Annotated in this window: 19 protein-coding genes; 16 read left to right on the forward strand and 3 right to left on the reverse strand. The window is 66.5% G+C overall.

Annotated elements, in window-relative coordinates:
* Positions 1-99: 99 nt before the first annotated feature.
* The 3 genes from E9536_RS20650 (at position 100) to E9536_RS20660 (ending at position 4580) form a co-directional block, all read left to right on the forward strand.
* Positions 100-1368 carry a YeaH/YhbH family protein gene (locus E9536_RS20650; RefSeq protein WP_021163180.1) on the forward strand — a complete coding sequence of 423 codons (1269 nt, stop codon included), beginning with the start codon at positions 100-102 and terminating at the stop codon, positions 1366-1368.
* The gene (locus tag E9536_RS20655; protein ID WP_136470518.1) at positions 1365-3044 is read left to right on the forward strand and encodes a SpoVR family protein; all 1680 of its coding nucleotides are present in this window, start codon (positions 1365-1367) and stop codon (positions 3042-3044) included. The genes E9536_RS20650 and E9536_RS20655 overlap by 4 nt, the downstream gene beginning before the upstream one ends.
* 231 nt (positions 3045-3275) lie before the next feature.
* Positions 3276-4580 (forward strand): MFS family transporter, encoded by a 1305-nt coding sequence (locus tag E9536_RS20660; RefSeq protein ID WP_021163178.1) that lies wholly within the window; start codon positions 3276-3278, stop codon positions 4578-4580.
* Positions 4581-4656: 76 nt separating this feature from the next.
* Here E9536_RS20660 and E9536_RS20665 read toward each other — a convergent pair whose 3' ends face one another.
* Complete coding sequence (locus E9536_RS20665) at positions 4657-5586, reverse strand: LysR family transcriptional regulator (RefSeq protein ID WP_060084836.1); 930 nt, start codon at positions 5584-5586, stop codon at positions 4657-4659.
* Positions 5587-5687: 101 nt separating this feature from the next.
* Here E9536_RS20665 and E9536_RS20670 point away from each other — a divergent pair, with 101 nt between their 5' ends.
* The 8 genes from E9536_RS20670 to E9536_RS20705 all read left to right on the forward strand — a co-directional run bounded on the left by E9536_RS20670 (position 5688) and on the right by E9536_RS20705 (position 14665).
* Entirely contained in the window at positions 5688-6725 is a 1038-nt protein-coding gene (locus tag E9536_RS20670; protein ID WP_060084837.1) for an agmatine deiminase family protein, read from the forward strand.
* A 46-nt stretch (positions 6726-6771) separates the two neighbouring features.
* Positions 6772-7686, forward strand: coding sequence for an N-carbamoylputrescine amidase (gene aguB / locus E9536_RS20675; protein ID WP_060084838.1), 915 nt, complete (start codon positions 6772-6774; stop codon positions 7684-7686).
* 10 nt (positions 7687-7696) lie between these two features.
* Positions 7697-8809 (forward strand): polyamine ABC transporter substrate-binding protein, encoded by a 1113-nt coding sequence (locus tag E9536_RS20680; protein ID WP_136470519.1) that lies wholly within the window; start codon positions 7697-7699, stop codon positions 8807-8809.
* 59 nt (positions 8810-8868) lie between these two features.
* Complete coding sequence (locus E9536_RS20685; protein ID WP_136470520.1) at positions 8869-9981, forward strand: agmatine deiminase family protein; 1113 nt, start codon at positions 8869-8871, stop codon at positions 9979-9981.
* A 213-nt stretch (positions 9982-10194) separates the two neighbouring features.
* Entirely contained in the window at positions 10195-12129 is a 1935-nt protein-coding gene (locus tag E9536_RS20690; protein ID WP_136470521.1) for a rhomboid family intramembrane serine protease, read from the forward strand.
* Positions 12130-12304: 175 nt separating this feature from the next.
* Positions 12305-13120 carry an ABC transporter substrate-binding protein gene (locus tag E9536_RS20695; RefSeq protein WP_059682687.1) on the forward strand — a complete coding sequence of 272 codons (816 nt, stop codon included), beginning with the start codon at positions 12305-12307 and terminating at the stop codon, positions 13118-13120.
* 94 nt (positions 13121-13214) lie between these two features.
* The gene (locus E9536_RS20700) at positions 13215-13937 is read left to right on the forward strand and encodes an amino acid ABC transporter permease (protein ID WP_060205573.1); all 723 of its coding nucleotides are present in this window, start codon (positions 13215-13217) and stop codon (positions 13935-13937) included.
* A 2-nt stretch (positions 13938-13939) separates the two neighbouring features.
* Positions 13940-14665, forward strand: a complete 726-nt coding sequence (locus E9536_RS20705) for an amino acid ABC transporter permease (RefSeq protein WP_136470556.1) — start codon at positions 13940-13942, stop codon at positions 14663-14665.
* 166 nt (positions 14666-14831) lie between these two features.
* Here the strand turns inward: E9536_RS20705 and E9536_RS20710 are convergent, their stop codons facing one another.
* Together E9536_RS20710 and E9536_RS20715 are read right to left on the reverse strand one after the other, a co-directional pair.
* On the reverse strand, positions 14832-16094 hold the full coding sequence (locus E9536_RS20710) for a M23 family metallopeptidase (RefSeq protein WP_027787460.1): 1263 nt from the start codon (positions 16092-16094) through the stop codon (positions 14832-14834).
* Between the two features lie 339 nt (positions 16095-16433).
* Positions 16434-17081, reverse strand: coding sequence for a TetR family transcriptional regulator (locus E9536_RS20715; protein WP_059682682.1), 648 nt, complete (start codon positions 17079-17081; stop codon positions 16434-16436).
* A gap of 150 nt (positions 17082-17231) precedes the next feature.
* Between E9536_RS20715 and E9536_RS20720 the strand changes: the two genes are divergently transcribed.
* From E9536_RS20720 to E9536_RS20740, 5 genes are all read left to right on the forward strand, one after another.
* Positions 17232-18431: a MexX/AxyX family multidrug efflux RND transporter periplasmic adaptor subunit gene (locus tag E9536_RS20720; protein ID WP_060196480.1), complete on the forward strand. Its 1200-nt coding sequence runs from the start codon at positions 17232-17234 to the stop codon at positions 18429-18431.
* Between the two features lie 20 nt (positions 18432-18451).
* Positions 18452-21589, forward strand: a complete 3138-nt coding sequence (locus E9536_RS20725; RefSeq protein ID WP_060205567.1) for a multidrug efflux RND transporter permease subunit — start codon at positions 18452-18454, stop codon at positions 21587-21589.
* Complete coding sequence (locus E9536_RS20730; protein ID WP_136470557.1) at positions 21589-23049, forward strand: efflux transporter outer membrane subunit; 1461 nt, start codon at positions 21589-21591, stop codon at positions 23047-23049. The genes E9536_RS20725 and E9536_RS20730 overlap by 1 nt, the downstream gene beginning before the upstream one ends.
* A gap of 840 nt (positions 23050-23889) precedes the next feature.
* Positions 23890-24402 carry a fimbrial protein gene (locus E9536_RS20735; protein WP_027787455.1) on the forward strand — a complete coding sequence of 171 codons (513 nt, stop codon included), beginning with the start codon at positions 23890-23892 and terminating at the stop codon, positions 24400-24402.
* A 119-nt stretch (positions 24403-24521) separates the two neighbouring features.
* A complete protein-coding gene (locus E9536_RS20740; RefSeq protein WP_136470522.1) occupies positions 24522-26975 on the forward strand; it encodes a fimbria/pilus outer membrane usher protein in 2454 nt (817 codons plus the stop codon).
* Positions 26976-26978 lie beyond the last annotated feature (3 nt).

Below are 26978 nucleotides of genomic sequence, written 5' to 3' on the forward strand. Positions count from 1 at the left end.
GAGACCGTACGGGCGCTTTCAGAGGCGCCGCCCGCATGACGGCAGACGGCATGCGCGGCGAGTGCCCCGGCAGATCGACTTTCGAGCGGGAGACCGGGAGTGCTTCATCAAATCATCGACCGCAGGCTGGCCGGCAAGAACAAGAGCATCGCCAACCGCGAACGCTTTCTGCGTCGCGTCAAGAACTACATTCGTCGTGCCGTGTCCGACGCGGTGCGCGACCGTAGCATCAAGGATATCCAGAGCACGCAGAGCATCACGATCCCGCGCAAGGACATCGCGGAGCCGAATTTCCGGCACGCGCCTGGCGGGCGTCGTGAATACGTGCACCCCGGCAACGAGGACTACGTGCGCGGCGACAAGATCCCGCGCCCGCAGGGCGGCTCGGGCGGCGGAGGCAGTCAGGCGAGCAACGAGGGCGAAGGGCAGGACGACTTCGTGTTCGAGTTGTCGCGCGACGAGTTCATGCAGTACTTCTTCGACGATCTCGAACTGCCTCGCCTCGTGAAGACGCACCTGCTGACGGTGCCGAGCTGGAAGAACGTGCGCGCGGGCTGGTCGGCGGAAGGCACGCCGAACAACATCGACGTCGTGCGTTCGCTGCGCAGCGCACTCGGGCGTCGCATCGCGCTCGGCTCGCCGCTCGTCAACGAGCTGCGCGAGCTGGAGGCGCAGCTCGAGGCGATGAAGAGCGACCCGGAAGACCGGCGCGCGGAGATCGCGGTGCTCGAGGCCGAGATCCATCACCTGAAGGGGCGCATCTGGCGGATTCCGTTCATCGATCCGTTCGACCTGCGCTACATCAACCGCGTGAAGCAGCCGCAACCGTCGAGCCAGGCCGTGATGTTCTGCCTGATGGACGTGTCGGGCTCGATGGACGAGCAGCGCAAGGATCTGTCGAAGCGCTTCTTCATCCTGCTTTACCTGTTCCTCAAGCGTAACTACGAGCGCATCGAGGTGGTGTTCATCCGCCACCACACGCGTGCCGAGGAAGTCGACGAGGACACCTTCTTCCATTCGACCGAGAGCGGCGGCACGGTGGTGTCGAGTGCGCTCGAGCTGATGCGCAAGGTGATGAACGAGCGCTACTCGCCGACGGAGTGGAACATCTACGGCGCGCAGGCGTCCGACGGCGACAACTGGACTGACGATTCGCCCAAGTGTCGCAAAATCCTGGAAGAGGATATCCTCACGAAGGTGCGTTACTTCGCGTATATCCAGGTCGCGCCGGAAGAGCAGAACCTGTGGCTGGAATACGCGCAACTGGCCCTGTCTCAGCCGCATCTCGCGATGAAAAAAGTGGAATCGGCTGCCGACATTTACCCGGTGTTTCGCGAATTGTTCGAAAAGCAGGTGGAAATGTCATGACGACCCGCCATCTGCACAACGAGTCGCGCGGCTATGCGCCGCGCCCTTCCGGCGACGACACGGCCGGCCCTGCCGCACCGCAGCAACGCGGGCAGGCCGAACCGCCGCCGCTGGCCGCCGATTTGCCCGGTCCAGGGCAAAAGGAAGCGCGTATGAACGTTGCCGAACGCAAGCCGCTGCCGTGCCCGTCCGACTGGACGTTCGAATTGCTCGAGGAATACGACACGCACATCTCGCAGGTCGCCGAACAATACGAGCTCGACATCTACCCGATCCAGCTCGAACTGATCAGCGCCGAGCAGATGATGGACGCGTATGCGTCGGTCGGGATGCCCGTCAACTACCGTCACTGGTCGTTCGGCAAGCACTTCCTGTCGACCGAGAAGAGCTACCGTCGCGGCCAGATGGGCCTCGCGTACGAAATCGTCATCAACTCGAACCCGTGCATCGCGTACCTGATGGAAGAGAACACGATGACGATGCAGGCGCTCGTCATCGCGCACGCGGCGTACGGGCACAACTCGTTCTTCAAGGGCAACTACCTGTTCCGGCTGTGGACCGACGCGCACGCGATCATCGACTATCTCGTGTATGCGAAGAACTACGTCGCGGAATGCGAGGAGCGCTACGGTCTCGATCGTGTCGAGGAACTGCTCGATTCGTGCCATGCGCTGATGAACTACGGCGTCGACCGCTACAAGCGGCCGCAGAAGCCTTCGCTGTCGAAGGAGGCCGCGCTGCGGCGCGAGCGCGAGGCGTACCTGCAGTCGCAGGTGAACGAACTGTGGCGCACGCTGCCGGGCAAGAAGCCCGAGCTGATGGAGGAGCAGGAAGACCGCTATCCGCCCGAGCCGCAGGAGAACCTGCTGTATTTCGCGGAAAAGAATGCGCCGCTGCTCGAACCGTGGGAGCGGGAAGTGATCCGCATCGTGCGCAAGATCGGCCAGTATTTCTACCCGCAACGGCAGACGCAGGTGATGAACGAAGGCTGGGCGACGTTCTGGCACTACACGCTGCTGAATACGCTGTACAACCAGGGGAAGCTGGAAGACAGCTTCATGATGGAGTTCCTGCATTCGCACAGCAACGTGGTCTACCAGCCGCCCGTCACGAAGCCGTACTACAGCGGGATCAACCCGTACGCGCTTGGCTTTTCGATGATGAGCGACATCCGGCGGATCTGCGAAGCGCCGACGGAGGAAGACTACAAGTGGTTTCCCGAGATCGCGGGCACCCCGTGGCTGCCGGCGATGCACTACGCGATGCGCAACTTCAAGGACGAGAGCTTCATCGCGCAGTACCTGTCGCCGAGCCTGATCCGCGACATGCGGCTCTTCTCGGTGCTCGACGACGACATGCGCGATTCGCTCGAGGTGTCGGCGATCCACGACGATTCGGGCTACCAGTATGTGCGACAGGCACTGTCGAGGCAGTACGACATCCATCACCGCGAACCGAACATCCAGGTGTGGGCGGTGAACACGCGCGGCGACCGCAGCCTCACGCTGCGCCACTTCATGACCGACAACCGTCACCTGTCGAACGACAGCGACGAAGTGCTCAAGCACATGGCCCGGCTCTGGCAATTCGACGTGTTCCTGGAAAGCGTCGACGAGGCCGGTACCGTGCGCAAGCGCTACGAGTGCCGCTACGTGCCGCCGGAGGTGCGGATCTGAACATCGCCAGCGGGAAGTTTGCATCGAACGCCAGCCTGCGGGCTGGCGTTTTCATATGACGAACGCATGGCGGGAGAAAAATTTTCTACATCCGGACGAACCCGGAGAGCCTGTTACTTTACATTTCGCTAAAATCCCGTAGCGCCGTGCGCCGGAACCGGTGCCACGTTCGACCGCACGCGGCGGCCCAGCCGCCTCGCCCAGAAAGTACTACAAGGAACAGACCAATCCATGGACGTCCAGACCGAACAAGCCGCGCTGTCCGCGCATGACACCCGGCGGCGCGTGTTCGCCATCGTCGGCGCCTCGTCGGGCAACCTCGTCGAGTGGTTCGACTTCTACATCTACTCGTTCTGCGCGCTGTACTTCGCGCCGGCATTCTTCCCGAGCGGCAACACGACGACGCAGCTGCTGAACACGGCGGGGGTGTTCGCGGCCGGCTTCCTGATGCGTCCGATCGGCGGCTGGCTGTTCGGCCGCATCGCCGACCGCCACGGCCGCCGCAACGCGATGATGATCTCGGTGCTGATGATGTGCGGCGGCTCGCTCGTGATCGCGGTGCTGCCGACCTACGCGCAGATCGGCGCGCTCGCGCCGGCGCTGCTGCTGGTCGCGCGGCTGTTCCAGGGGTTGTCGGTGGGCGGCGAATACGGCACGAGCGCGACCTACATGAGCGAGGTGGCGCTGAAGGGCCGCCGCGGCTTCTTCGCGTCGTTCCAGTATGTGACGCTGATCGGCGGCCAGCTGTGCGCGCTGCTCGTGCTCGTGATCCTGCAGCAGACGCTGTCGGGCGACGAACTGAAGGCGTGGGGCTGGCGCATTCCGTTCGTGGTCGGCGCGGCGGCCGCGTTGATCTCGCTGTACCTGCGCAAGTCGCTCGACGAGACGTCGACGTCCGAATCGCGCGACAAGAAAAACGCGGGCACGATCCGCGGCGTGTGGCAGCACAAGGGGGCGTTCTTCACGGTGGTCGGCTTCACGGCCGGCGGCTCGCTGATCTTCTACACGTTCACGACGTACATGCAGAAGTACCTCGTGAACACGGCCGGCATGCATGCGAAGACGGCCAGCAACGTGATGACCGTCGCGCTGCTCGTCTACATGCTGATGCAGCCGGTGTTCGGCGCGCTGTCCGACCGGATCGGCCGCCGCACGTCGATGATCCTGTTCGGCTCGTTCGCGGTGATCGGCACGGTGCCGCTGATGCACGCGCTGAAGGACGTGACGAGTCCGGTGGCGGCGTTCGTGCTGATCACGGTCGCGCTCGCGATCGTCAGCTTCTACACGTCGATCAGCGGGCTGATCAAGGCCGAGATGTTCCCGCCGGAAGTGCGCGCGATGGGCGTCGGCCTGTCGTATGCGGTCGCGAACGCGATCTTCGGCGGCTCGGCCGAGTACGTCGCACTGTGGTTCAAGTCGATCGGCAGCGAGGAAACCTTCTACTGGTACGTGACCGTGCTGTGCGCGATCTCGCTGATCGTGTCGTGGCGGATGCGCGATCCGAGCAAGGAAGGGTACCTGCGTCACGAGCCGTGATCGGCCGCGCATCGTACGCATTCGCATCATGACGAACGTCCCGCCAGCCGGCGGGACGTTTTTTTTCGGCGTTCGATTACGCGGGCGGAGGCGGTGCGTGGTCGGGCGCCGGGTCGGCCACGCTCGACAGGATGCCTTGCTGGACCAGCCAGTCGAACATCTGCTCGACGATCGGCGAGCGCGACGGGCCTTCCATCCGCGACAGCCACCATGTGGTGCCGGGCAGGCGCGGGTAGTCGGCGAGCACGGTCAGCACGTGCTGGTCGAGGCCGGCCTGCGCGACGAGGCGCGGCAGGCACGCAATGCCGCGGCCGCGCTGCACGGCGTCCAGCACGAGCCGCTGGTCGTCGTAGATCGCCTGCATCCGGAAATCCGACAGCTGCTCGCGAAAGACGGTCGCCATGCGCTCGTCGGTCAGGCTCGCTTCGAGGCAGACGAGCCCCGCGTGCCGCGCGTGTTCGGCGCGCGGCACGCGGGCGAGCGTCTCGGCCAGCGGCGTCGCGCATACCGTCACCCATTCGTCCCGCATGAACGGAATATCGACCAGGCCCGGTTGCAGCATCGGCCGCGTGCCGATCGTCATGTCGACGTCGATCTCGTCGACGTAGCGCGCGGTTTCGTCGGTCGACAGCAGCGGGCACAGGTCCGGCAGCGCCTGCTGCAGCTGCTCGAGGCGCGGCTGCAGCCAGCCGTGCAGCAACGGCGCCGGACACACCAGCACGACGAGCCCCGGGTTCAGGTAGGTCGCGATGCGGTCGAGCCCGCCGCGCAACGTGTCCATCGCGCGCTGGACGCTGCGCTGCAGGACCTCGCCGGCGATGGTCAGCTCGACGCCGCGGCCGCGCCGGCGGAACAGCGGTTGCCCGAGCTGCGCTTCGAGTTGCTGGATCTGATGGCTGATCGCCGACTGCGACAGATGCAGCTCGTCGGCCGCGCGCGAGAAATTGCCCAGCCGGGCCGCGGCTTCGAAGCCGGTCAGTAGTTTCAGGGACGGAACGCGTTGCATCGAGATATGAGGTGAATTGATTGATTTGGCCAAAAAATATCAATATTCATCAAGTTTAACCTGGCGGAAAATCGCTCATCAATCACAACGGAGTCGGATCGATGGGTCGCTTTGATGCTCGCCAGCGCGGTTACCGGATGCCCGCCGAATGGGAATCCATGCACGCGACGTGGCTCGGATGGCCGGTGCTCGACAATCGCGAGGACCTGTGGGGGACGCATTACGCGCAGGTCTGCCGCGAATTCGCGCTGGTCGCGCGCACGATCGCGCGCTATCAGCGCTGCGTGGTCGCGGTGCACCACAGCCAGGCCGATGCCGCGCGCGAACTGGTAGGCCCGAGCGTCGACGTGCTGCCGGTCGCGGCCGAGGACAACTGGCTACGCGATTGCGGGCCGATCTTCCTCGTCAGCGAACGGCACGGGCTGGGCGCGGCCGTGTTTCGCTTCAACTGCTGGGGCGAGAAGTACCAGCCGTACGACGGCTGCCAGCAGGCCGGTCAGGACATCGCGCGCGCGGCCGGCGCCGAGATCTTCAATTCGCACATGGTGCTGGAGGGCGGCTCGTTCTACGTCGACGGGCAGGGCACGCTGGTCACGACCGAGAGCTGCCTGCTGCATCCCAACCGCAATCCGCACCTGAGCCGCGCGGAGATCGAGGCGGAGTTGCGCCGCATGCTGGGCGTCGAGAAGATCGTGTGGCTGCCGGGCAACCCCGACGAAGTGGAGACGAACGGGCATGTGGACGGCATCGCGTCGTTCATCGCACCGGGCCGGATGCTGTGCCAGACCGCACTGCCGGAACAGGGCGACTATTTCCGCGTGATGCGGGAAAACCGCCGCGCGCTGGAGCTCGCGACCGATGCGGCGGGGCGCCGTTTCGAGCTGCTCGACCTGCCGTCGCCGATCGTCAGCGAACGCTTCGGCTCCGAGCGCTACTGCGACTGCTATGCGAACTACATTCTGGTGAACGGCGCGGTGATTGTGACCGCATTCGGCGTCGAGCAGGACGAGGCCGCACGCGACGCTTTCAGCCGGGCGTTCCCGACGCGCAAGGTGCAGATGCTGCCGATCCCGACGCTGTCGATCGGCGGCGGCAGCATCCACTGTTCGACGCAGCAGCAGCCGTCCGTCGCGCACTGACCGACGTCCCGTCAGCGGTTTCCGGTTCCATCGAGGAGCAATCGCAATGCCGTCCAAACACATCACCGTCGCCGCCGTCCAGATGGCGTCGGGCAGCTGGAATCTCGAAGACAACATGGCCACCGCGGAGCGCCTGATCCGCGCGGCCGCCGCGCAGGGCGCGAATCTCGTGCTGTGCCCGGAGCTGTTCGCGATGCCGTACTTCTGCCTCGACCAGAACGTGCGCCATCTCGAACTCGCGCAGCCGTTCGAAGGCAACGCGCAGATCGCCCGTTTCGCGGCGCTGGCCGGCGAACTCGGCGTCGTGCTGCCGATCGGCTTCTTCGAGCGTGCGGGCAATGCCGCGTACAACTCGATCGCCGTGGCGGACGCGGACGGGCGCGTGCTCGGCGTCTATCGCAAGACGCATATCCCGGACGGGCCGGGCTATACGGAGAAGTTCTATTTCACACCGGGCGATACCGGCTTCAAGGTGTGGGAAACGCGCTTCGGCCGGATCGGCATCGGCATCTGCTGGGACCAGTGGTATCCGGAGACGGCGCGTTGCCTCGCGCTGATGGGCGCCGAGATCCTGTGCTTTCCGACCATCATCGGCTCCGAGCCGTTCAGCAGTGCGTTCGATTCGTCCGGCCACTGGCAGCGCACGATGCAGGGCCACGCGGCCGCCAACATGGTGCCGGTGGTGGCGGCCAACCGGATCGGCCGCGAAGCCGGTTTCGGCAACGGCAATCCGCAGCAGCAGGGGCTCACCGGCGTGTTCTACGGGTCGAGCTTCATCGCGGATCACACCGGCGAGAAGCTGGCCGAGGCGAACCGCACCGACGAGGCGGTGCTCGTGCACACGTTCGATCTCGACGCGATCCGCGCCGACCGGCAATCGTGGGGCTTCTTCCGCGATCGCCGCCCGGAGATGTATCGCACGTTGCTGACCAGCGACGGCGTATCGTCCTGCTATCGATGAGGGACGCCCGATGAAACGGCAAGGATGGTTGCGTGTCGCGGCGCCGGGCCTCGCGCTGTGCGTGCTGGCGGGAACGGCGCGCGCCGACGAAGAGAAGGTGCTGAACCTCTATAACTGGAGCAATTACTTCGCGCCGGATACGCTGGCCGGCTTCGAGAAGGAAACCGGCATCAAGGTGCGCTACGACGCGTACGACAGCGACGAGACGCTGCAGTCGAAGCTGCTGACCGGCAACAGCGGTTACGACCTCGTGTGGCCGACCAACGACTTCATGGCCCGGCAGATCCAGGCAGGTGTGTTTCGCAAGCTCGACAAGCACCGGCTGCCGAACCTGAAGTATCTCGATCCGTCGCTGCTGAAGCAGATGGCGCAGTCCGATCCCGGCAACCAGTACGGCGTGCCGTACATGTGGGGCACCGTGGGCGTCGGCTACGACCGCGCCAGGGTGCGCGCGATCCTCGGCCAGGACATGCCGGCCGACAGCCTCGACCTGCTTTTCAAGCCGGAGATCGCGTCGCGCGTCGCCGCGAAGTGCGGCCTGGGCCTGCAGGACTCCGCGAGCACCGTGCTGCCGCTGGCGCTGCGTTATGTCGGCCGCGATCCGATGCATCCGTCCGCGCAGGACTACGCGGCCGCGCAGGCGATGCTGATGAAGATCCGGCCATTCATCCGCGAGTTCGTGGGTTCGTCCGACGCCAACGAGCTGATCGACGGTGAGCTGTGCGTAACGGTCGGTTTTTCCGGCGCGATCAACCTGGCCGCGCAGAAGGCGAAGGCGCGCGATCCGAAGCGCGACGTCGTGTACGACATTCCGCGGCTCGGCACCCTGATGTGGTTCGATGCGATGGTCATTCCGGCATCCGCGAAACATCCGGACAACGCGCATGCGTTCATCAACTACATCCTGCGTCCGGACGTGATCGCGAAGATCTCGAACTCGACGCGCTACGCGAATGCGAACCAGGGCGCGCTGAAGCTGATGGATCCGGCGCTGGTGCGCGATCCGGGCGTCTATCCGGACGAATCGACGCGGCGCACGCTGTTCACGCCGATCGCCGAATCGCCGGCCGCGATGCGTCTCGAAGGCCGGACCTGGCTCGGCTTCAAGACGGCGCGACCGTGACGGCCCGCCCTGCAACAACCGAAACAACCGAAATAACCGGCAAGCGAAAGAGGAATGCCATGACTACACGACGTCAACTGTTGAAACGCGGCCTGTCCGTCTCGGGCGCGGCGCTGGCCACCGGCGCGATGGGCGGGTTGTTCGGCCGCGCCGCGCATGCGCAGCAGGGCGCCACCTGGCACATGCCGGACGAAGGCGCGCCGCACACGGCGACCTGGATGGCGTTCGGCCCGAGCGCGGACATCTGGGGCGCGCGGCTGCTGCCGGTGGTGCGCGAGCATCTTGCCGCGGTCGCGAAAGCGATCGCCGCGCACGAGCCGGTCAAGATGCTGGTGCGGGAAGAGGATTACGCGGTCGCGTCGCGCCTGTGCGGCTCGTCGGTCGAGCTCGTCCAGCATCCGGTCGACGACCTGTGGATGCGCGACACCGGCCCCGTGTTCGTGAAGAACGCGTCGGGCCAGCTCGGTGGCGTGAGCTTCAATTTCAACGGCTGGGGCAACAAGCAGGAACACGACCAGGACGCGCAAGTCGCGCCGTTCGTGGCTGAACGCGCCGGTGCGCGGCTGATCGACACGAAGCTCGTGCTGGAAGGCGGCGGCATCGAGGTGGACGGCGAAGGCACGGCGATCATCACGCGCAGCTGCGTGCTCAATTCGAACCGCAATCCGGGCGTCAGTCAGGCGCAGTGCGAAGCCGAGCTGAGCCGCCTGCTCGGGCTGAAGAAGATCATCTGGTTGCCGGGCATCGCCGGCAAGGACATCACCGACGGGCATACCGATTTCTACGCGCGCTTCACGAGCCCGGGCGTCGTGGTGGCCGGGCTCGACACGGACCCTTCGTCGTACGACCACGCGGTGACGCGGCAGCATCTGGAGATCCTGCGGAAATCCACCGATGCGAAGGGGCGCCCGTTGAAGGTCGTCGTGCTGCAGGGCCCGAAGACCGTCCGGCACCAATACGAGAACGCGGAGTTCGCGGCCGGCTACATCAATTTCTACGTGTGCAATCGCGCGGTGATCGCGCCGCAATTCGGCGACAGCCGTGCCGACCGCAATACGCGCGACACGCTCGTCGACCTGTTTCCCGGCCGCGAGGTCATCCAGCTGAACATCGACGGCATCGCCGCGGGTGGCGGCGGCATCCACTGCACCACGCAACAGCAGCCGGCGTGAGCGTGTCGCGTCATATCGTTATCGAAATCGATTCGTTGTCCGTTGCGGACGATTTCCGTAACCTGAACCCGTAGTTCGTGTGACACCTCCTTGACTGGGATTCGCGCCCGCTGCGTGCAGCGGGCGTCTTTTTTTGTTCCGATCATTCGCGTGTCCGGGATATACAATCGCCAACGCCTGTCCGAGGCGCCATCGACGATTGAAAAAATATCCATGAAAGAACAACGATCATCCGTTCCGGGCCTGACGATCCTGCTGGCCGTCGTCAACCTCGCCGTCTTCGTGCTGATGTGGCGACAGGCATCGTACGGTGCGCTGACGAACAGTCTGCTGCTCGGCTGGGGCGCCAACTTCGCGCCATATACGCTGACCGGGCAGCCGTGGCGCCTGCTGACCAGCGCGTTCCTGCACGGCGGTTGGCTGCATCTGGCGCTGAACCTTTACATGCTGATCGTGCTCGGCACCGTGCTCGAGCGCGCGGGCGGCTCACTGCGGTTCGGCGTCGCGTACCTGCTGTCGGCGCTCGGCGGCTCGCTGCTGAGCGCGCTCTGGTCCGGGCATCACGAGGTCAGCGCAATGCAGGTCGCGTTCGGCATCGTGATGCCGACGAGCGGCATCCGCCCGGTCGTCAGCGTCGGTGCGTCGGGCGCGCTGATGGGACTGGCCGGCGCGGCCGCCGCGCTCGCATTGCACCGGCGTGCGGACCGCGGTCGCGATGCGGGCGTCGTCATCAATCTTGGCGCGGTGGCCCAGGTGATCGCCATCAACCTGGCGTCGGGATTCTTCATTTCAGGTATCGACCAGGCTGCGCATCTTGGCGGTGTCGTCACGGGTTTCGTCGCCGGCTGGATACTGTACGGTTTTCGTCCTTCGGGCGCTTCGCTGCGTGGCGCGGTGCTGCCGGTCACGCTGGCGGTGCTGGGTAGCGGCGTGATGTTGTTTGCGGCGCAGCGCGCGGGCAGCGCGGAGCTGCAGGAGCTACGCACGGCCGTGGATCGCGAGCGTGCGCAGGACGACGCGCGGCAGCAGGCGAAGCGCGATGCGGACACGATCGCCGAGCAGATCCGCGAGGACGAGCAGCATCGCGCCGCACCCGTGTCCGCGGAACTGGCCGCAGGCACGGTCGTCCCGGTCGGCAAGGGTACCTATGCAATGGTCATGGGAGCGTCGGGCAAGCGCCTGTACATCACCGACAACGACGAGAACACGCTCGTCGTCGTCGACGTCGACAAGCGCACGGTGGTCCAAACGATTGCCGGCGAGCCATTCAAGACGGGGCTCAACGGTTGTCCAAGCAACATGTGCCGCGGCCGCGGCGCGAGCGGAGTAGTTGTCAGCCCGGATGAGCGCTACGCGTATGTGACGTCGATGCGCGAGGACAGCGTCGTACGTATCGATCTGGCGAGCGGCAAGATCGTCGACAGTGCGGTGCTCGGTCGGTTTCCGCGTGCGATCGTCGCATCGGCATCGCACGACAGGCTCTACGTGCTGAACGGCGTCGACGATACGGTGTCCGTCGTCAGCATTACGCACTGGCCGCAGGTCGTCGCGACGCTGAAACTGGGTGATGGCGACGGGGCGGGCGTCGAGTTCGGGCGGTCACTGTCGATGTGGCTGTCGCCGGACGGCAAGCAACTGAATGTCAACGCGATGCAGAAAGGCACGATCGTCGCGTTCGATACGTCGACGAACGAGCCGCTCCGCTCGTATCCGCTCGATGCAGGGTTCATCCGGGCGGAACCGGGCGCGCCGGGCGCGGGAACATGGTTCTACGGCGCGTCGTCGGTCAAATGGGTGGACCCGGCGAGCCTGGCGTCGCTGAAGACCTATCCGGTCTGCCAGACTTCGGCACACAGCTTCGACGGCAGCGATGATGGCAAGCTGATCGCCGTGACCGCGTACGACGGTTCGCCGATGCGCGTGATCAAGGTGGCGACCCGCCGAACGGTCGGCGAATTTCCGGTGGCGGGCGGCGTGTCGCAGGTGATCTTCGCGCCAGACCATCGCACGCTCTACGCACTGGGCGCTGCGGGCACGCTGTCGTTCCTCAGCATGGACCGCTCGCTCGATTATCTGCAAGACACGGACGCAGGCGAATTCCTGTGTGCGGCGTCCGCGGACGGGGAAGAGGGCGCTGACGGCGCGTGACCGCGCCGCCAGCCTCATCACGAAACCCGCTGAGCAAAGCACCATTTGTTGGTTCGGATTCGCCGCACGCGCTGATACGTTAGCGGCTTCGCGACGACACACTCCGTCGCGATGTTCTTCGAACCGGGCCGCCGCGCGATCCGCGGCGGCCTTCATAACAAATCAGGTCGTGCTCATGAAAATCCACACTCTCGCTACGTGGCTCGTCGGGGCTGCGCTCATTACCGCAGGCACCGTCGCGCATGCGGACCGTCTCGACGATATCAAGAAGGCCGGCGTGCTGCGCGTCGCGACGTTCGACAGCAACCCGCCGTTCGGCTATGTCGACGGCAAAAGCAATCACATCGTCGGTCTCGACGTCGACTATGCGAAGGCACTCGCCGACAAGCTCGGCGTGAAGCTGCAGCTCCAGCCGACCAACCCCGCGAACCGCATTCCGTTCCTGACGTCCGGCAAGGTCGATCTCGTGCTCGCGAACTTCACGATCACCGACGAGCGCGCGAAGCAGGTCGACTTCAGCATTCCGTATTTCTCGTCGGGCCAGCAGTTTCTCGCGAAGAAGGGCGTGCTGAAATCGGCCGACCAGCTGAACGGGCTGCGCGTCGGCGCCGACAAGGGCACGACCAACGAGATCACGCTGCGCGAGAAATTCCCGAAGGCGACGATCGTCGCGTACGACGACACGCCGTTCGCGTTCGCCGCGCTGCGCGCCGGCAACGTGCAGGCGATCACGCAGGACGGCCCGAAGCTGATCGGCCTGCTCGCGAACGTGCCGGACAAGCAGAACTACGAGATCCCGGCGTTCACGATCTCGAACGACTACATGGGCGTCGGCGTGCCGAAAGGCGAGACGCGCCTGCTCGGCTTCGTCAACGACACGCTGAAGGGGCTCGAGGCGAACGGCCGCGCCGTGCAGATCTACGACGCATGGTTCGGGCCGACGACGAAGACGCCGCTCACGCGCATCTTCCGGATCGGCGACAAGACCTGATCCGCATCGCACGCGCGCCGCGACCGGCCGGATCATCGGCCTCGCGGCGCTTTCCGTTTTCTTCCGATCGCGCGCTTCGCGCCCGCAACACAGCATGCTCGGGTTGGCTCCCAAATATCTGTCCTGGCTCTGGCAGGGCTTCCTGCTGACGCTCGGTCTCGCGGCCGCGTCGGCCGTCGCCGCGACCGCCGGCGGTCTGCTGCTCGCGGTCATGCGGCATGCGCGCGGCACGGCACCGCGCGCGGCGGCAGCCGCGTACGTCGTCACGTTCCGCAACACGCCGCTGCTCGTGCAGTTGCTGTTCTGGTATTTCGGTGTCGCGTCGCTGCTGCCCGACACGTGGGTCGCATGGCTGAACGCGCGCCATGCGTTGAGCATGGGTCCGTTCACGCTCGCATGGCCGTCGTTCGAATTCGTCGCGGGCTGGGTCGGGCTGAGCGCGTATACGGCCGCGTTCGTCGCGGAGGAATGCGAAGCCGGCCTGCGCGGCGTGCGGCGCGCGCAGCACGACGCGGCGGCCGCGCTCGGCCTCACGCCGATGCAGTCGCTGCGCTACGTGGTGCTGCCGCAGGCCGTGCGCATCGCGTTGCCGCCGCTGTTCGGCCAGTACATGAATCTCGTGAAGAACTCGTCGCTCGCGATGGCGATCGGCGTGGCCGAGCTGTCGTATGCATCGCGGCAGGTCGAGACCGAAACGTTCAAGACCTTCGCCGCATTCGGCGTGGCGACCGTGCTGTACGTCGCGGCGGTGGCCGCGATCGAAGCGGGCGCGTATGCGGCGACGCAATGGCGCGACCGGCTGGGAGCGGGGCGCTGACGATGGATTTCTCGCTGCTGCTCGCCAATCTGCCGTACCTGCTCGTCGGCGCATTCCCGGAGGGGCCGCTCGGCGGCGCCGCGCTGTCGCTGCTGCTCGCGATCGCGTCGGCCGGTGCATCGGCCGTGCTCGGCATCGCGCTCGGCGTTGCCATGGCGCTCGCGCGCGGCCCTGCGCGCGTGCTGCTGCTCGCGTTCATCGGCTTCTTCCGCGCAATTCCCGTGCTGATGCTGATTTTCTGGACCTACTTCCTGATGCCCGTGCTGCTGCACATGGACGTGCCGGGGCTCGCGACGGTCGTGTGCGCGCTCGCGCTGATCGGCGGCGCGTATCTCGCGCACGCGGTGCATGCGGGCATCGTCGCGGCCGGCGACGGGCAATGGCAGGCCGGGCTGTCGCTCGGTCTCACGCGCTGGCAGACGGTGCGCTACGTGCTGCTGCCGCAGGCGATCCGGATCATGACGCCGTCGTTCATCAATCAGTGGGTCGCGCTCGTGAAGGACACGTCGCTCGCCTATATCGTCGGCGTGCCTGAACTGTCGTTCGTCGCGACGCAGGTGAACAACCGGCTGATGGTGTATCCGGCGCAGATCTTCCTGTTCGTCGCGCTGATCTACCTGGTGCTGTGTACGTCGCTCGACGGCGCGGCACGCTGGCTGTTGTCACGCCGCCCGCGCACGCAACGCGCCGCGGATGCGGCGGCCGAGTACACGGAACCGGCGCGGTAACGGCGAGCCGCGGCCGCATCGACGTGCCGGTGAGGCGGCAGTGTCGGGGAATCTTCGCGGCGGACAACGCGCCGGGCTGGTCGGGCCCGGCGGGCCGCACGCACAAGGAAGGGGGAGGGGCGGCCGCGCGCCGCTGTTCGTCGAGCGACGGCGGGCGGCCGGTGCGTCACGACGCGGCGTAGTGCGTATTGAAGACCGCGCGCAGCGTCGACGTGTCGGTCGCGAAATCGCCCCACAGCGGCCCGTCGTTCTGCGCGAACGCGAACGGCGCCGTATTGATCGACGCGAGACGGAAGCGCCATTGCGCCGCTTCCTGGCGGAATGCGGTGAGCTGCATGTCGGACAGCGCCGTCTGCGCGCTCGCGAGCGTGACGAGCGGGTCGACCGGATTGTTCGCGACCCGCACCTCGAAGTGCAGGTGCGGGCCCGTCGCGGCGCCGGTCATCCCGACCGAGCCGATGCGCTGGCCCTGCTTCACGGTTTCGCCCGTCTTGAGGCCGTGCGCGAACGCCGACAGGTGCGCGTAATAGGTCGAGTAACCGTCGGCGTGATCGACGATCACGTAGCGGCCGTAGCCGCCCGGATCGGTGCCGACGAACGACACGACGCCGTCGGCCGCCGCGTCGACGGGCGTGCCGGTCGGCGCGGCGAGATCGACGCCCGTGTGGAACGCCATCGCCTGCGACAGCGGATGGACGCGCTCGCCGAAGAACGAGCTGATGCGCGTCCATTTGACCGGCATCGTGAATGCGGCGGCTTCGAGCGGCGAGCCGTCGAGCGCGTAGTACGCGCCGTGCTCGGCGCCCGGCGCGCGGAACCAGATCGCGCCGAACGTGCGGCCCGCGACGCGCAACTCGAGCGCGGTAAGGCGCGGCGTGCCGTCGTTCGTATCGAACGCGACACGGTAGTAGTCGCCGCGTTGCGCGCTCGCGCGCATCGCGACCTTGCCGCTGACGAGATCGCCGAGCTGGATGCGCACCTCGGGCGGCACGTCGAGACGGTTCAGCGTGTCGGACAGCGTGAGCTCGATGTCGCCCGCGCGCATGCCGTGCCGGTTTTCGGGGGCCGCGAACTGGAACAGGTTCGCATAACCGAGCATGTCGTTGCGGTGCGCGCTGAGCGGCGCGAACAGGCCCGGCTGCTGGCTGCGGTCGTGGTGTTCGTCGGAATCGTTGCGCTCGCCGATCGTGCGGGCGAGCTCGCTCGTCACGAAATGCTGCGCGGTGGGAAACGGCGTGTCGGACAGCACGCGCTGCGGCAGCGCGGCCGTGCCCGAGTCGACGGCGCCCGGCAGTTGCGACACGGCCGGCAGCGCGGCGAGGCCGAGTGCGGCGAGGGCGCCGAGCACGGCGGCCGGCACGAGCGCGCGCACGACGCGCTGCGCGCGGCCGGGCGCGAAAGCATCAGGGGTAGCGGCAGACTTGACCAAGGTGTCCACATCCAGGAAAGCGGTTCAAAGGGGTGTGGGCAGGGGCCGCCGGCGGCACATCCGTCGGGCGGCGACGGGGGCGGGCGGCGGGCGTGCAACAAAACAGGCCCCGCCAGGGGCCTGTGTCGTTTCCGTTCGACCCAACGCGCGGGGCGGGCCCGCTTCGAACGGCGGCGTGCATACCGGGTCGAACCCGGTTATCACGAAGACGCTAAAGAAAGATGACAGCGCCAGTCTACCGGTGTTCCGCACAACGTTAAAAATTTTAAAGAGGGTCAGCTCATTCGTTTCGCAGTGCGGTAAATCGGGTTAAATCAGCATTTATTACGACAAATTTCGTCAGTCCGGCAATTTGTGCGCGCGGCCGCGCAACGCGTCGGACGTGCGTACGGTGTCGAAGCCGGCGTCGAGCATGGCCTCGGCGTCGTTCCACAGGTTGCCGCGCAGCCGGTTGGTCCAGATCATCGACGCGAACACGCCTTCGAGCAGCGACACGAGATAGACGGCGGCCAGGTGCACGTCGAGATCGGCGGCGAGTTCACCGGCCGCGATCGCGCGGCGCAGCAGCGCCTTCGTGATCCGCAGCATCTGCAATTCGAGCAGCATGCGGCGGCGCTGCAGCGCGCCGTTTTCCTCGCTCTGTTCGCACTTCGTATAGAGGATCACGAGCACGCGCTGCATCGGGCCCGGCTCGCCGCATTCCTGCAGATAGTGCGAGGCGGCGCGCCGCAGCGTGGCGAGCGGCGGCAGCCCGTCGCCCGCGTCGAAGCCTTCCGACGTGCGCGCGAACGCGCGGTCGCACATCGCCAGACACACTTCCATCTTGTTGCGGTAATGGCCGTAGACGGCGCCGCGCGACATCCCGGCGGCCTCGGCGAGATCCGCCATCGCGGTTTGCGCGACGCCTTTCTCGAGCAGCACGAGTTCGGCGGCGTCGAGGATCCGGTGCTTGATGGCGAGCGATTCTTCGCGGGTCTTGCGGGCCATGTCCTGAAATTCCTTACAGTTCGCTGTCGTTTTATTGAGACAGTGTGACGGTCAGATTGAAGCGGCGTGTATTTAATCAATCGTGACTGATTATAATCGGCCACCCTGAGCCGCCGCATTGTATCGGCGGCGAACGATCCGAGGTCACATATGAATAACAATCGCTCCCTGTTGCGCCACCGGCTGGCGCCGTTCGCGCTGGCGGCCGTGCTGGCCCTGGCCGGATGTGGAAAGGGCGACAAGGACGCCGCGCCGGAGGCCGCGAAACAGGCGACGGTCGTGACGGTGCGTCCGACGGCCGTGCCGATGACCGTCGAATTGCCGGGCCGGCTCGATGCATACCGGCAGGCGGAAGTGCGCGCGCGGGTCGCGGGCATCGTGACCGCACGCACCTACGAGGAAGGCCAGGAAGTGAAGCAGGGCGCGGTGCTGTTCCGCATCGATCCCGCGCCGCTGAAGGCCGCGCGCGACGCCGCGCAGGGGGCGCTCGCGAAGGCGCAGGCCGCCGCGCTCGCGGCGAGCGACAAGCGCCGCCGTTACGACGATCTCGTGCGCGATCGCGCGGTGAGCGAGCGTGACCACACCGAGGCCGTTGCCGGCGACACGCAGGCGAAGGCCGACGTTGCATCCGCGAAGGCGGAACTCGCACGGGCGCAGTTGCAGCTCGACTATGCGACGGTCACCGCGCCGATCGCGGGCCGCGCACGGCGCGCGCTCGTGACCGAGGGTGCGCTCGTCGGCCAGGACCAGGCGACACCGCTCACGACCGTCGAGCAGCTCGACCCGATCTACGTGAACTTCTCGCAGCCGGCCGCCGATGTCGACGCGTTGCGCCGGGCGGTGAAGAGCGGGCGCGCGACGGGTATCGCGCAGCACGACATCACGGTGACGCTGCTGCGCGCCGACGGCACCGCGTATCCGCTGAAGGGCAAGCTGCTGTTCAGCGATCTCGCGGTCGATCCGACCACCGACACCGTCGCGATGCGCGCGCTGTTCCCGAATCCGGAGCGCGAACTGCTGCCGGGCGCGTACGTGCGGATCGCGCTCGACACGGCGGTCGACCAGCGGGCGATCCTCGTGCCGCGCGATGCGCTGCTGCGCACGGCCGACCGCACGTCGGTGCGCGTGGTCGGCACGAACGGCAAGGTCAAGGACGTCGAGGTCGCCGCCGACCAGATGAGCGGCCACGACTGGCGCATCACGCGCGGCCTCGCGGGCGGCGAGCGCGTGATCGTCGACGACGCCGCGCAGTTCGCGCCCGATACGGCCGTCAAGCCCGTCGAGAAGGCGCCGCCGACGAAAGCGGCGCCGGCAGCGGCCGCTTCGCAGGCGGCCGCCCGTCAAACCTGACCGGTTAACACCACACCACCATGGCACGTTTCTTCATCGATCGCCCCGTCTTCGCGTGGGTGATCGCAATCTTCATCATGCTGGGCGGCGCATTCGCGATCCGCTCGCTGCCCGTTGCGCAGTACCCGGACATCGCGCCGCCCGTCGTCAGCATCTATGCGACGTACCCGGGCGCATCCGCGCAGGTCGTCGAGGAATCGGTGACCGCGCTGATCGAGCGCGAAATGAACGGCGCGCCGGGGCTGATGTATACGTCCGCGACGAGCAGCGCCGGCGCGGCGTCGCTGTACCTGACGTTCAAGCAGGGCGTCAACGCCGATCTCGCGGCCGTCGAAGTGCAGAACCGGCTGAAGACGGTCGATGCGCGGCTGCCGGAACCGGTGCGGCGCGACGGCATCCAGGTCGAGAAGGCCGCCGACAACATCCAGCTCGTGGTGTCGCTGACATCCGACGACGGGCGGATGACCGACGTGCAGCTCGGCGAATATGCGTCGGCGAACGTCGTGCAGGCGCTGCGCCGTGTCGACGGCGTCGGCCGGGTGCAGTTCTGGGGCGCCGAATATGCGATGCGGATCTGGCCCGACCCGGTGAAGATGGCCGGGCACGGCCTCACCGCGTCGGATATCGCGTCGGCGGTGCGCGCGCACAACGCACGCGTGACGATCGGCGACATCGGCCGCACCGCGGTGCCGCCCAGCGCACCGATCGCGGCGACCGTGTTCGCCGATGCGCCGCTGAAGACGCCGGCCGAGTTCGGCGCGATCGCGCTGCGCACGCAGGCCGACGGCTCCGCGCTGTATCTGCGCGACGTCGCGCGCGTCGAGTTCGGCGGCAACGACTACAACTACCCGTCGTACGTGAACGGCAAGGTCGCGACCGGGATGGGCATCAAGCTCGCGCCGGGCTCGAACGCGGTATCCACCGAGAAGCGCGTGCGCGCGACGATGGACGAGCTGTCCGCGTATTTCCCGCCGGGCGTGAAGTACCAGATCCCGTACGAGACGTCGTCGTTCGTACGCGTGTCGATGAACAAGGTCGTCACGACGCTGATCGAGGCCGGCGTGCTCGTGTTCCTCGTGATGTTCCTGTTCATGCAGAACCTGCGCGCGACGCTGATCCCGACGCTCGTCGTGCCGGTCGCGCTCGCGGGCACGTTCGGCGTGATGTATGCGGCCGGCTTCTCGATCAACGTGCTGACGATGTTCGGGATGGTGCTCGCGATCGGCATCCTCGTCGACGACGCGATCGTCGTCGTCGAGAACGTCGAGCGGCTGATGGTCGAGGAGGGGCTCGGGCCGTACGACGCGACCGTCAAGGCGATGAAGCAGATCAGCGGCGCGATCGTCGGCATCACCGTGGTGCTGACGTCGGTGTTCGTGCCGATGGCGTTCTTCGGCGGCGCGGTGGGCAACATCTACCGGCAGTTCGCGCTGTCGCTCGCGGTGTCGATCGGTTTCTCGGCCTTCCTCGCGCTGTCGCTCACGCCCGCGCTGTGTGCGACGCTGCTCAGGCCCGTGTCCGGCGAACATCACGAGAAGCGCGGCTTCTTCGGCTGGTTCAACCGCTTCGTCGCGCGTTCGACGCAGCGCTACGCGACGCGCGTGGGCAAGATGCTGAAGAAGCCGGTGCGCTGGCTCGTCGTGTACGGCGCGCTGACCGCGGCCGCGGGGCTGATGCTCACGCAACTGCCGACCGCGTTCCTGCCGGACGAGGACCAGGGCAACTTCATGGTGATGGTGATCCGGCCGCAAGGCACGCCGCTCGCGGAAACGATGCAGAGCGTGCGGGAAGTCGAGTCGTACATCCGCCATGACGAGCCGGCCGCGTATACGTTCGCGCTCGGCGGCTTCAACCTGTACGGCGAAGGGCCGAACGGCGGGATGATCTTCGTCACGCTGAAGAACTGGAAGGAGCGCAAGGCCGCGGACGCGCACGTGCAGGCGATCGTCGCGCGCATCAACGAGCGCTTCGCGGGCACGCCGAACACGACGGTGTTCGCGATGAACTCGCCGGCGCTGCCCGATCTCGGCTCGTCGAGCGGTTTCGACTTCCGGCTGCAGAACCGCGGCGGGCTCGACTACGCGACGTTCAGCGCCGCGCGCGAGCAGCTGCTCGGGGCGGGCCGCAAGGATCCCGCGCTGACCGACCTGATGTTCGCCGGCACGCAGGACGCGCCGCAGCTGAAGCTCGACATCGATCGCGCGAAGGCGTCCGCGCTCGGCGTGTCCATGGATGAGATCAACACGACGCTCGCGGTGATGTTCGGCTCCGACTATATCGGCGACTTCATGCACGGCACGCAGGTGCGGCGCGTGATCGTGCAGGCCGACGGGCTGCACCGGCTCGATCCGGACGACGTGAAGAAGCTGCGCGTGCGCAACTCGCATGGCGAGATGGTGCCGCTCGCGGCGTTCACGACACTGCACTGGACGCTCGGGCCGCCGCAGCTCACGCGCTACAACGGCTTTCCGTCGTTCACGATCAACGGCTCGGCCGCGCAGGGCCACAGCAGCGGCGAGGCGATGGCCGCGATCGAGCAACTCGCGGCGAAGCTGCCGGCCGGCACCGGCTATGCGTGGTCGGGGCAGTCGTTCGAGGAGCGGCTGTCGGGCGCGCAGGCGCCGATGCTGTTCGCGCTGTCGGTGCTCGTCGTGTTCCTCGCGCTGGCTGCGCTCTACGAGAGCTGGTCGATTCCGTTCGCGGTGATGCTGGTCGTGCCGCTCGGCGTGATCGGCGCGGTGCTCGGCGTCACGCTACGGATGATGCCGAACGACATCTACTTCAAGGTGGGGCTGATCGCGACGATCGGGCTGTCCGCGAAGAACGCGATCCTGATCGTCGAAGTCGCGAAGGACCTGGTCGCGCAGCGCATGTCGCTCGTCGACGCCGCGCTCGAGGCCGCGCGCCTGCGGCTGCGGCCGATCGTGATGACGTCGCTCGCGTTCGGCGTGGGCGTGCTGCCGCTCGCGTTCGCGTCGGGCGCCGCGTCCGGCGCGCAGATGGCGATCGGCACCGGCGTGCTCGGCGGCGTGATCACGGCGACCGTGCTCGCGGTGTTCCTCGTTCCGCTGTTTTTCGTGATCGTCGGCCGCCTGTTCGACGTCGGCCCGCGCCGGCGCGGCGGAGCGCAGCCGGCGGCGATGGAGGGTTCTCAATGATGTTTGCGCTGAATGCACAGGCAGCGCTGCGGGTTCAGGTTGCGCTGGCCGCCGCGCTCGCGCTGGCCGGCTGCACGCTCGCACCGCGTTACGAGCGGCCGGCGGCGCCCGTGCCGGCGACCTATGCGCCGGTCGACGGCAGTGCCGCGCCGGCGGCGGCCGCGGCATCGCCCGCCGATGCCGCGTTGCTCGACGACTGGCGCGCGTACTTCACCGATGCCGCGCTGCAGGCGTGGATCGACGCGGCGCTCGCGAACAACCGCGACCTGCGGGTCGCCGCCGGCCGGCTCGAGGAAGCGCGCGCACTCTACGGCGTGCAGCGCGCGGACCTGATGCCGTCGGTCGATGCGAATCTGGGTTACGAGCGTGCGCGCCAGTACGACCCGGTCGTGCGCGAAAGCGCGATCAGCGGGTTGTATCGTGCGGGCGTCGGCGTCAGCGCGTACGAGCTCGACCTGTTCGGCCGCGTGCGCAGCCTGTCCGATGCGGCGCTCGCCGAGTATTTCGCGACGGCCGACGCGCAACGCACGGTGCGCATCGGCGTGATCGCCGACGTGGCGGGCGCGTACGTGTCGGAGCGCTCGCTGCACGAGCAGCTCGCGCTGGCGCAGCGCACGCTGGACGCGCGCGAACGCATGGCCGCGCTTACGCAGCGTCGTTATGCGGCCGGCACGAGCGACGCGATCGAGCTGCGCTCGGCCGAGATGCTGGTGGCATCCGCGCGCGCATCGCAGGCCGCGCTGCAGCGCGAGCACGCGCAGTCGGTGCGGGCGCTGCAGTTGCTCGCGGGCGACTTCGCGCGCAACGTGCCAGGCGACACGACCGCGCTCGACGGGCTGTCGATCGCGCCCGTGGCGCCCGGCGCACCGAGTGCGCTGCTCGAACGGCGGCCGGACATCCGGCAGGCGGAGGCGCGGCTGAAGGCCGCCAACGCGCAGATCGGCGCCGCGCGCGCGGCATTCTTTCCGCGCGTCACGCTGACGAGCGACTACGGCTCGGTCAGCGATGCGTTCTCGAGCCTGTTTGCCGGCGGCACCAGCGTATGGACGTTCGCGCCGCGCATCACGTTGCCGATCTTCGCGGGCGGACGCAACCGCGCGAACCTCGACGTCGCGAACGCGCGCAAGCACATCGCGGTGGCCGATTACGAGAAGACGGTGCAAACCGCGTTCCGCGAAGTGGCCGACGCATTCGCCGCGCGCGACTGGATCGATCGCCAGCTCGCCGCGCAGCAGGACGTGTATGCGGCCGACGGCGCGCGGCTGAAGCTCGCGGAGCGCCGCTACGCGGGCGGCGTCGCGACGTATCTCGAACTCCTCGACGCGCAGCGCAGCACGTACGAGTCGGGGCAGGAACTGATCCGGCTCAAGCAGCTCAGGCTCGCGAATGCGATCGCGCTGTACCGCGCGCTCGGCGGCGGCTGGTCGCCGGCATCGGCGGAGGCCGCGGCTTCCGCGTAATGCCCGTCGCCTGACGCCGCAGCGCGTCGGGCGGCATGACGGCGGCGGTACGTTTCGACGTGCTGCCGCCGCTTCCTTCGATCCATACCGCCGGTTCCAGCGATATCTTTCCCCATCGACAGGCCGGCCGGGACGTTTTTCATCCTGCGGCAACGCACGCACGCGCGCGCGTGCCGGAACAGCCGTTGTCTTGCGACCGCTCATGTCGCAATTCCGCGCAAACGTGTGCGGGTCATTTTGCCTTCTTTCTCCCATGCGATGCGGTCCCGATGTCGGGTTTCGGCGATCGCTCATGCGTGCGATTTACGATCCGGAATTGACAAACGAATTAACCATATATCGGAAATAATGAGGGCGGCAAAGTGTCGCGGTAAAACGTTTGTATTCGTGTCGCAATCGTTTGCGCGAAAAAATTGTATTGATTGAATCGCCGGTTAATTTCCTGTTTGTTGAAAATGATTTGATATTGGCGTTGTCGTCGGACAACGATGGCGGCTCTGGACAATGTTTTGTCCTTTTCGAGGATGATTTTCCAGAGCCAATGCCAGAAAGGGTGTGCGGGGAGGTTGTGGCTATCGATCGAAAATATCCTTAATCTTCAATTGTTTCCGGGGAATAAAAAAGGACTGCGGATAAAAATTCCGGGATTGAAAATTGACGGGAAATAGTGCGGATCTGGAGGGGTAAATCGAACATTGTCAGATGCATTTGACAATGATTTACAGAAAACTTTCACGATTATCTCGATAATGCCGCCTCGTGACGGACGGGAGCCACCACGCGCTACCGTTTGAGTCCGCCACGTCATCTATTCCATTTGCAGTCCTTTCGGGAAACGTCATGAAAAAATCCATCCTGACCGCTGTCGCACTCGCGGCCCTGTCGACCTCGGCCTTCGCAGCGGGCACCGGCACGATCAACTTCACGGGCGAGATCGTCGCGGGCGCATGCGGCATCGATTCGGGCTCGGTCAACCAGACCGTGAACCTCGGCAAGGTGCCGACCAACGTGTTCAAGCAAGCTGGCGACAAGTCCACGCCGACCAACTTCGACATCAAGCTGACCGACTGCGACACGAGCGTCGCGCAGAACGCGTACTTCACGTTCACGGGCACGTCGAGCGCGGGCCAGCCGAAGCTGCTCGCCACGATCGGTTCGGCAACCAACGTCGGCATCCGCCTGCAGGCAGCGTCGGGCGAATACCTCGACAACGGCGCCGAGCAGAAGGCACCGACCGTGCTGCAAAACGGCACGAACGTCGCACGCTTCGCGGCCATGTACGAAGCGACCGCAGCCGGCGTGACGCCGGGTACCGCCGAAGGCGTGGCGAACTTCACCGTCCGCTACCAGTAAGCCGCCGTACCGGGGAAGGGTGCGCGCACCCTTCCTCGTTCGCATTTCCTCATTTCCCCCCTTCGTTGGACTTCCGGTAGCGCCGCGTGCGAATCAGACATTCCTTCCTTTGCGTCTCCGTGCTGGTTGTCGGCAGCCAGAGCCATGCGACGGAATTCAATTCGTCGTTCCTGAGCATCGACGGCTCGAACAACGTCGATCTGTCGCAGTTCTCGCAGGCGGACTTCACGCTGCCCGGCGAGTACATGCTCGACGTACAGGTCAACGACCTGTTCTACGGGCTGCAGGCAATCGAGTTCATCGCCGTCGACCCGTCGGGAGCGGGCAAACCGTGCCTGCGCCCGGAACTCGTCGCGCAGTTCGGGCTGAAGCCGTCGCTCGCGAAGGACCTGCCGCGCTTCCAGGGCGGACGTTGCGTCGATCTCGGCGCGATCGAGGGGGCGACCGTGCGCTACCTGAAAAGCGACGGGCGGCTCAAGATCACGATTCCGCAGGCTGCGCTCGAGTTCAACGATACGACCTACCTGCCGCCGGAGCGCTGGTCGGAAGGGATCCCCGGCGCGATGCTCGACTATCGCGTGATCGCGAACACGAACCGCAACTTCGGCACGGGTGGCGGGCAAACGAATTCGATCCAGGCCTACGGGACGGTTGGCGCGAACTGGGATGCATGGCGCTTTCGCGGCGACTACCAGGCGCAATCGAACGTGGGCAATACGGCCTACGCGGACCGCACGTTCCGCTTCAGCCGGCTTTATGCATTTCGCGCGCTGCCGTCGATCCAGTCGACGGTGACGTTCGGCGACGACTACCTGACGTCCGACATTTTCGATACGTTCGCGCTGACGGGCGCGTCGATCCGCAGCGACGACCGCATGCTGCCGCCTTCGCTGCGCGGCTATGCGCCGCTGATCTCGGGCGTCGCGCGCACCAACGCGACCGTGACCGTGTCGCAGGCGGGCCGCGTGTTGTACGTGACGCGCGTGTCGCCGGGCGCCTTCGCGCTGCAGAACATCAATACGAGCGTGCAGGGCACGCTCGACGTTGCAGTCGAGGAAGAGGACGGCAGCGTGCAGCGCTTCCAGGTGACGACGGCCGCCGTGCCGTTCCTCGCGCGTGCCGGGCAGTTGCGCTACAAGGCCGCCGTCGGCAAGCCGCGGCTCTTTGGCGGCGCCGGCATCACGCCGTTCTTCGGCTTCGGTGAAATCGCCTACGGCCTGCCGTTCGACGTCACCGCGTATGGCGGTTTCATCGCCGCGTCGGGCTACACGTCGATCGCGCTCGGCGTGGGCCGCGACTTCGGCGCGTTCGGCGCGCTGTCGGCCGACGTCACGCATGCGCGGGCACGCCTGTGGTGGAACGGCGCGACGCGCAACGGCAACTCGTACCGCATCAACTATTCGAAGCACTTCGACGGGCTCGATGCCGACGTGCGTTTCTTCGGTTATCGCTTCTCCGAGCGCGAATACACGAACTTCGCGCAGTTCTCGGGCGACCCGACCGCGTACGGCCTCGCCAACAGCAAGCAGCGCTACTCGGCGACGCTGTCGAAGCGTTTCGGCGACACGTCGACTTATTTCTCGTACGACCAGACGACCTACTGGGAACGTGCGAACGAGCAGCGCGTCGGTCTCACGCTGACGCGCGCGTTCTCGATCGGCACGCTGCGCAACCTGAACGTGAGCGTATCGGCCTTCCGCACGCAGAGCGCCGGCGCGAGCGGCAACCAGGTCTCGGTTACCGCGACGCTGCCGATCGGCGGCCGCCACACCGTCACGTCGAACCTGACGACGGGCAGCGGCAGCACGAGCGTGAACGCCGGTTATATCTACGACGATCCGGACGGCCGCACCTACCAGGTCAACGCGGGCGCGACCGACGGACGGGCGTCGGCGAACGCGAGCTACCGCCAGCGCTCGTCGGCGTATCAGCTGACCGCGCAGGCGTCGACGCTCGCCAATGCGTATGCGGCCGCGTCGCTCGAAGTCGACGGCTCGTTTGTCGCGACGCAATACGGCGTCGCGGCGCACGCGAACGGCAACGCGGGCGACACGCGGTTGCTGGTGTCGACCGACGGCGTGCCCGACGTGCCGCTGTCCGGCACGCTCTCGCATACCGATTCGCGCGGTTATACGGTGCTCGACGGCATCTCGCCGTACAACGTCTACGACGCGACGGTCAACGTCGAGAAGCTGCCGCTCGAGGTGCAGGTGTCGAACCCGATCCAGCGCATGGTGCTGACCGACGGCGCGATCGGCTTCGTGAAGTTCTCCGCCGCGCGCGGCAGCAACCTGTACCTGACACTGACCGACCCGCTCGGCAAACCGCTGCCGTTCGGCGCATCGGTGCAGGACATGGCGAACGGCAAGGAACTCGGCATCGTCGGCGAGGGCGGCGCGGCGTTCCTGACCCAGGTTCAACCGAAATCCACGCTGGCGGTGCGCGCGGGCGAACGCACGCTCTGCACGATCGACACGCTGCCGAACCAGCTCCAACTCGAAGGCACGCCGATTCCGGTGACGTGCCAGACGCCCGGCGAGTCGCATGCAGCGGCCGCACGGGTCGAACGATGAATT

This window comes from Burkholderia sp. LS-044 (assembly GCF_004803625.1).
In the GTDB taxonomy this organism is placed as follows: Bacteria; Pseudomonadota; Gammaproteobacteria; order Burkholderiales; family Burkholderiaceae; genus Burkholderia; species Burkholderia cepacia.

Coding starts and splice junctions, on each gene's coding strand:
- E9536_RS20655 (WP_136470518.1), top strand. CDS start 1,365: ATGACGACCCGCCATCTGCACAACGAGTCGCGCGGCTATGCGCCGCGC.
- E9536_RS20660 (WP_021163178.1), top strand. CDS start 3,276: ATGGACGTCCAGACCGAACAAGCCGCGCTGTCCGCGCATGACACCCGG.
- E9536_RS20665 (WP_060084836.1), bottom strand. CDS start 5,586: ATGCAACGCGTTCCGTCCCTGAAACTACTGACCGGCTTCGAAGCCGCG.
- E9536_RS20670 (WP_060084837.1), top strand. CDS start 5,688: ATGGGTCGCTTTGATGCTCGCCAGCGCGGTTACCGGATGCCCGCCGAA.
- aguB (WP_060084838.1), top strand. CDS start 6,772: ATGCCGTCCAAACACATCACCGTCGCCGCCGTCCAGATGGCGTCGGGC.
- E9536_RS20680 (WP_136470519.1), top strand. CDS start 7,697: ATGAAACGGCAAGGATGGTTGCGTGTCGCGGCGCCGGGCCTCGCGCTG.
- E9536_RS20685 (WP_136470520.1), top strand. CDS start 8,869: ATGACTACACGACGTCAACTGTTGAAACGCGGCCTGTCCGTCTCGGGC.
- E9536_RS20690 (WP_136470521.1), top strand. CDS start 10,195: ATGAAAGAACAACGATCATCCGTTCCGGGCCTGACGATCCTGCTGGCC.
- E9536_RS20695 (WP_059682687.1), top strand. CDS start 12,305: ATGAAAATCCACACTCTCGCTACGTGGCTCGTCGGGGCTGCGCTCATT.
- E9536_RS20700 (WP_060205573.1), top strand. CDS start 13,215: ATGCTCGGGTTGGCTCCCAAATATCTGTCCTGGCTCTGGCAGGGCTTC.
- E9536_RS20705 (WP_136470556.1), top strand. CDS start 13,940: ATGGATTTCTCGCTGCTGCTCGCCAATCTGCCGTACCTGCTCGTCGGC.
- E9536_RS20715 (WP_059682682.1), bottom strand. CDS start 17,081: ATGGCCCGCAAGACCCGCGAAGAATCGCTCGCCATCAAGCACCGGATC.
- E9536_RS20720 (WP_060196480.1), top strand. CDS start 17,232: ATGAATAACAATCGCTCCCTGTTGCGCCACCGGCTGGCGCCGTTCGCG.
- E9536_RS20725 (WP_060205567.1), top strand. CDS start 18,452: ATGGCACGTTTCTTCATCGATCGCCCCGTCTTCGCGTGGGTGATCGCA.
- E9536_RS20730 (WP_136470557.1), top strand. CDS start 21,589: ATGTTTGCGCTGAATGCACAGGCAGCGCTGCGGGTTCAGGTTGCGCTG.
- E9536_RS20735 (WP_027787455.1), top strand. CDS start 23,890: ATGAAAAAATCCATCCTGACCGCTGTCGCACTCGCGGCCCTGTCGACC.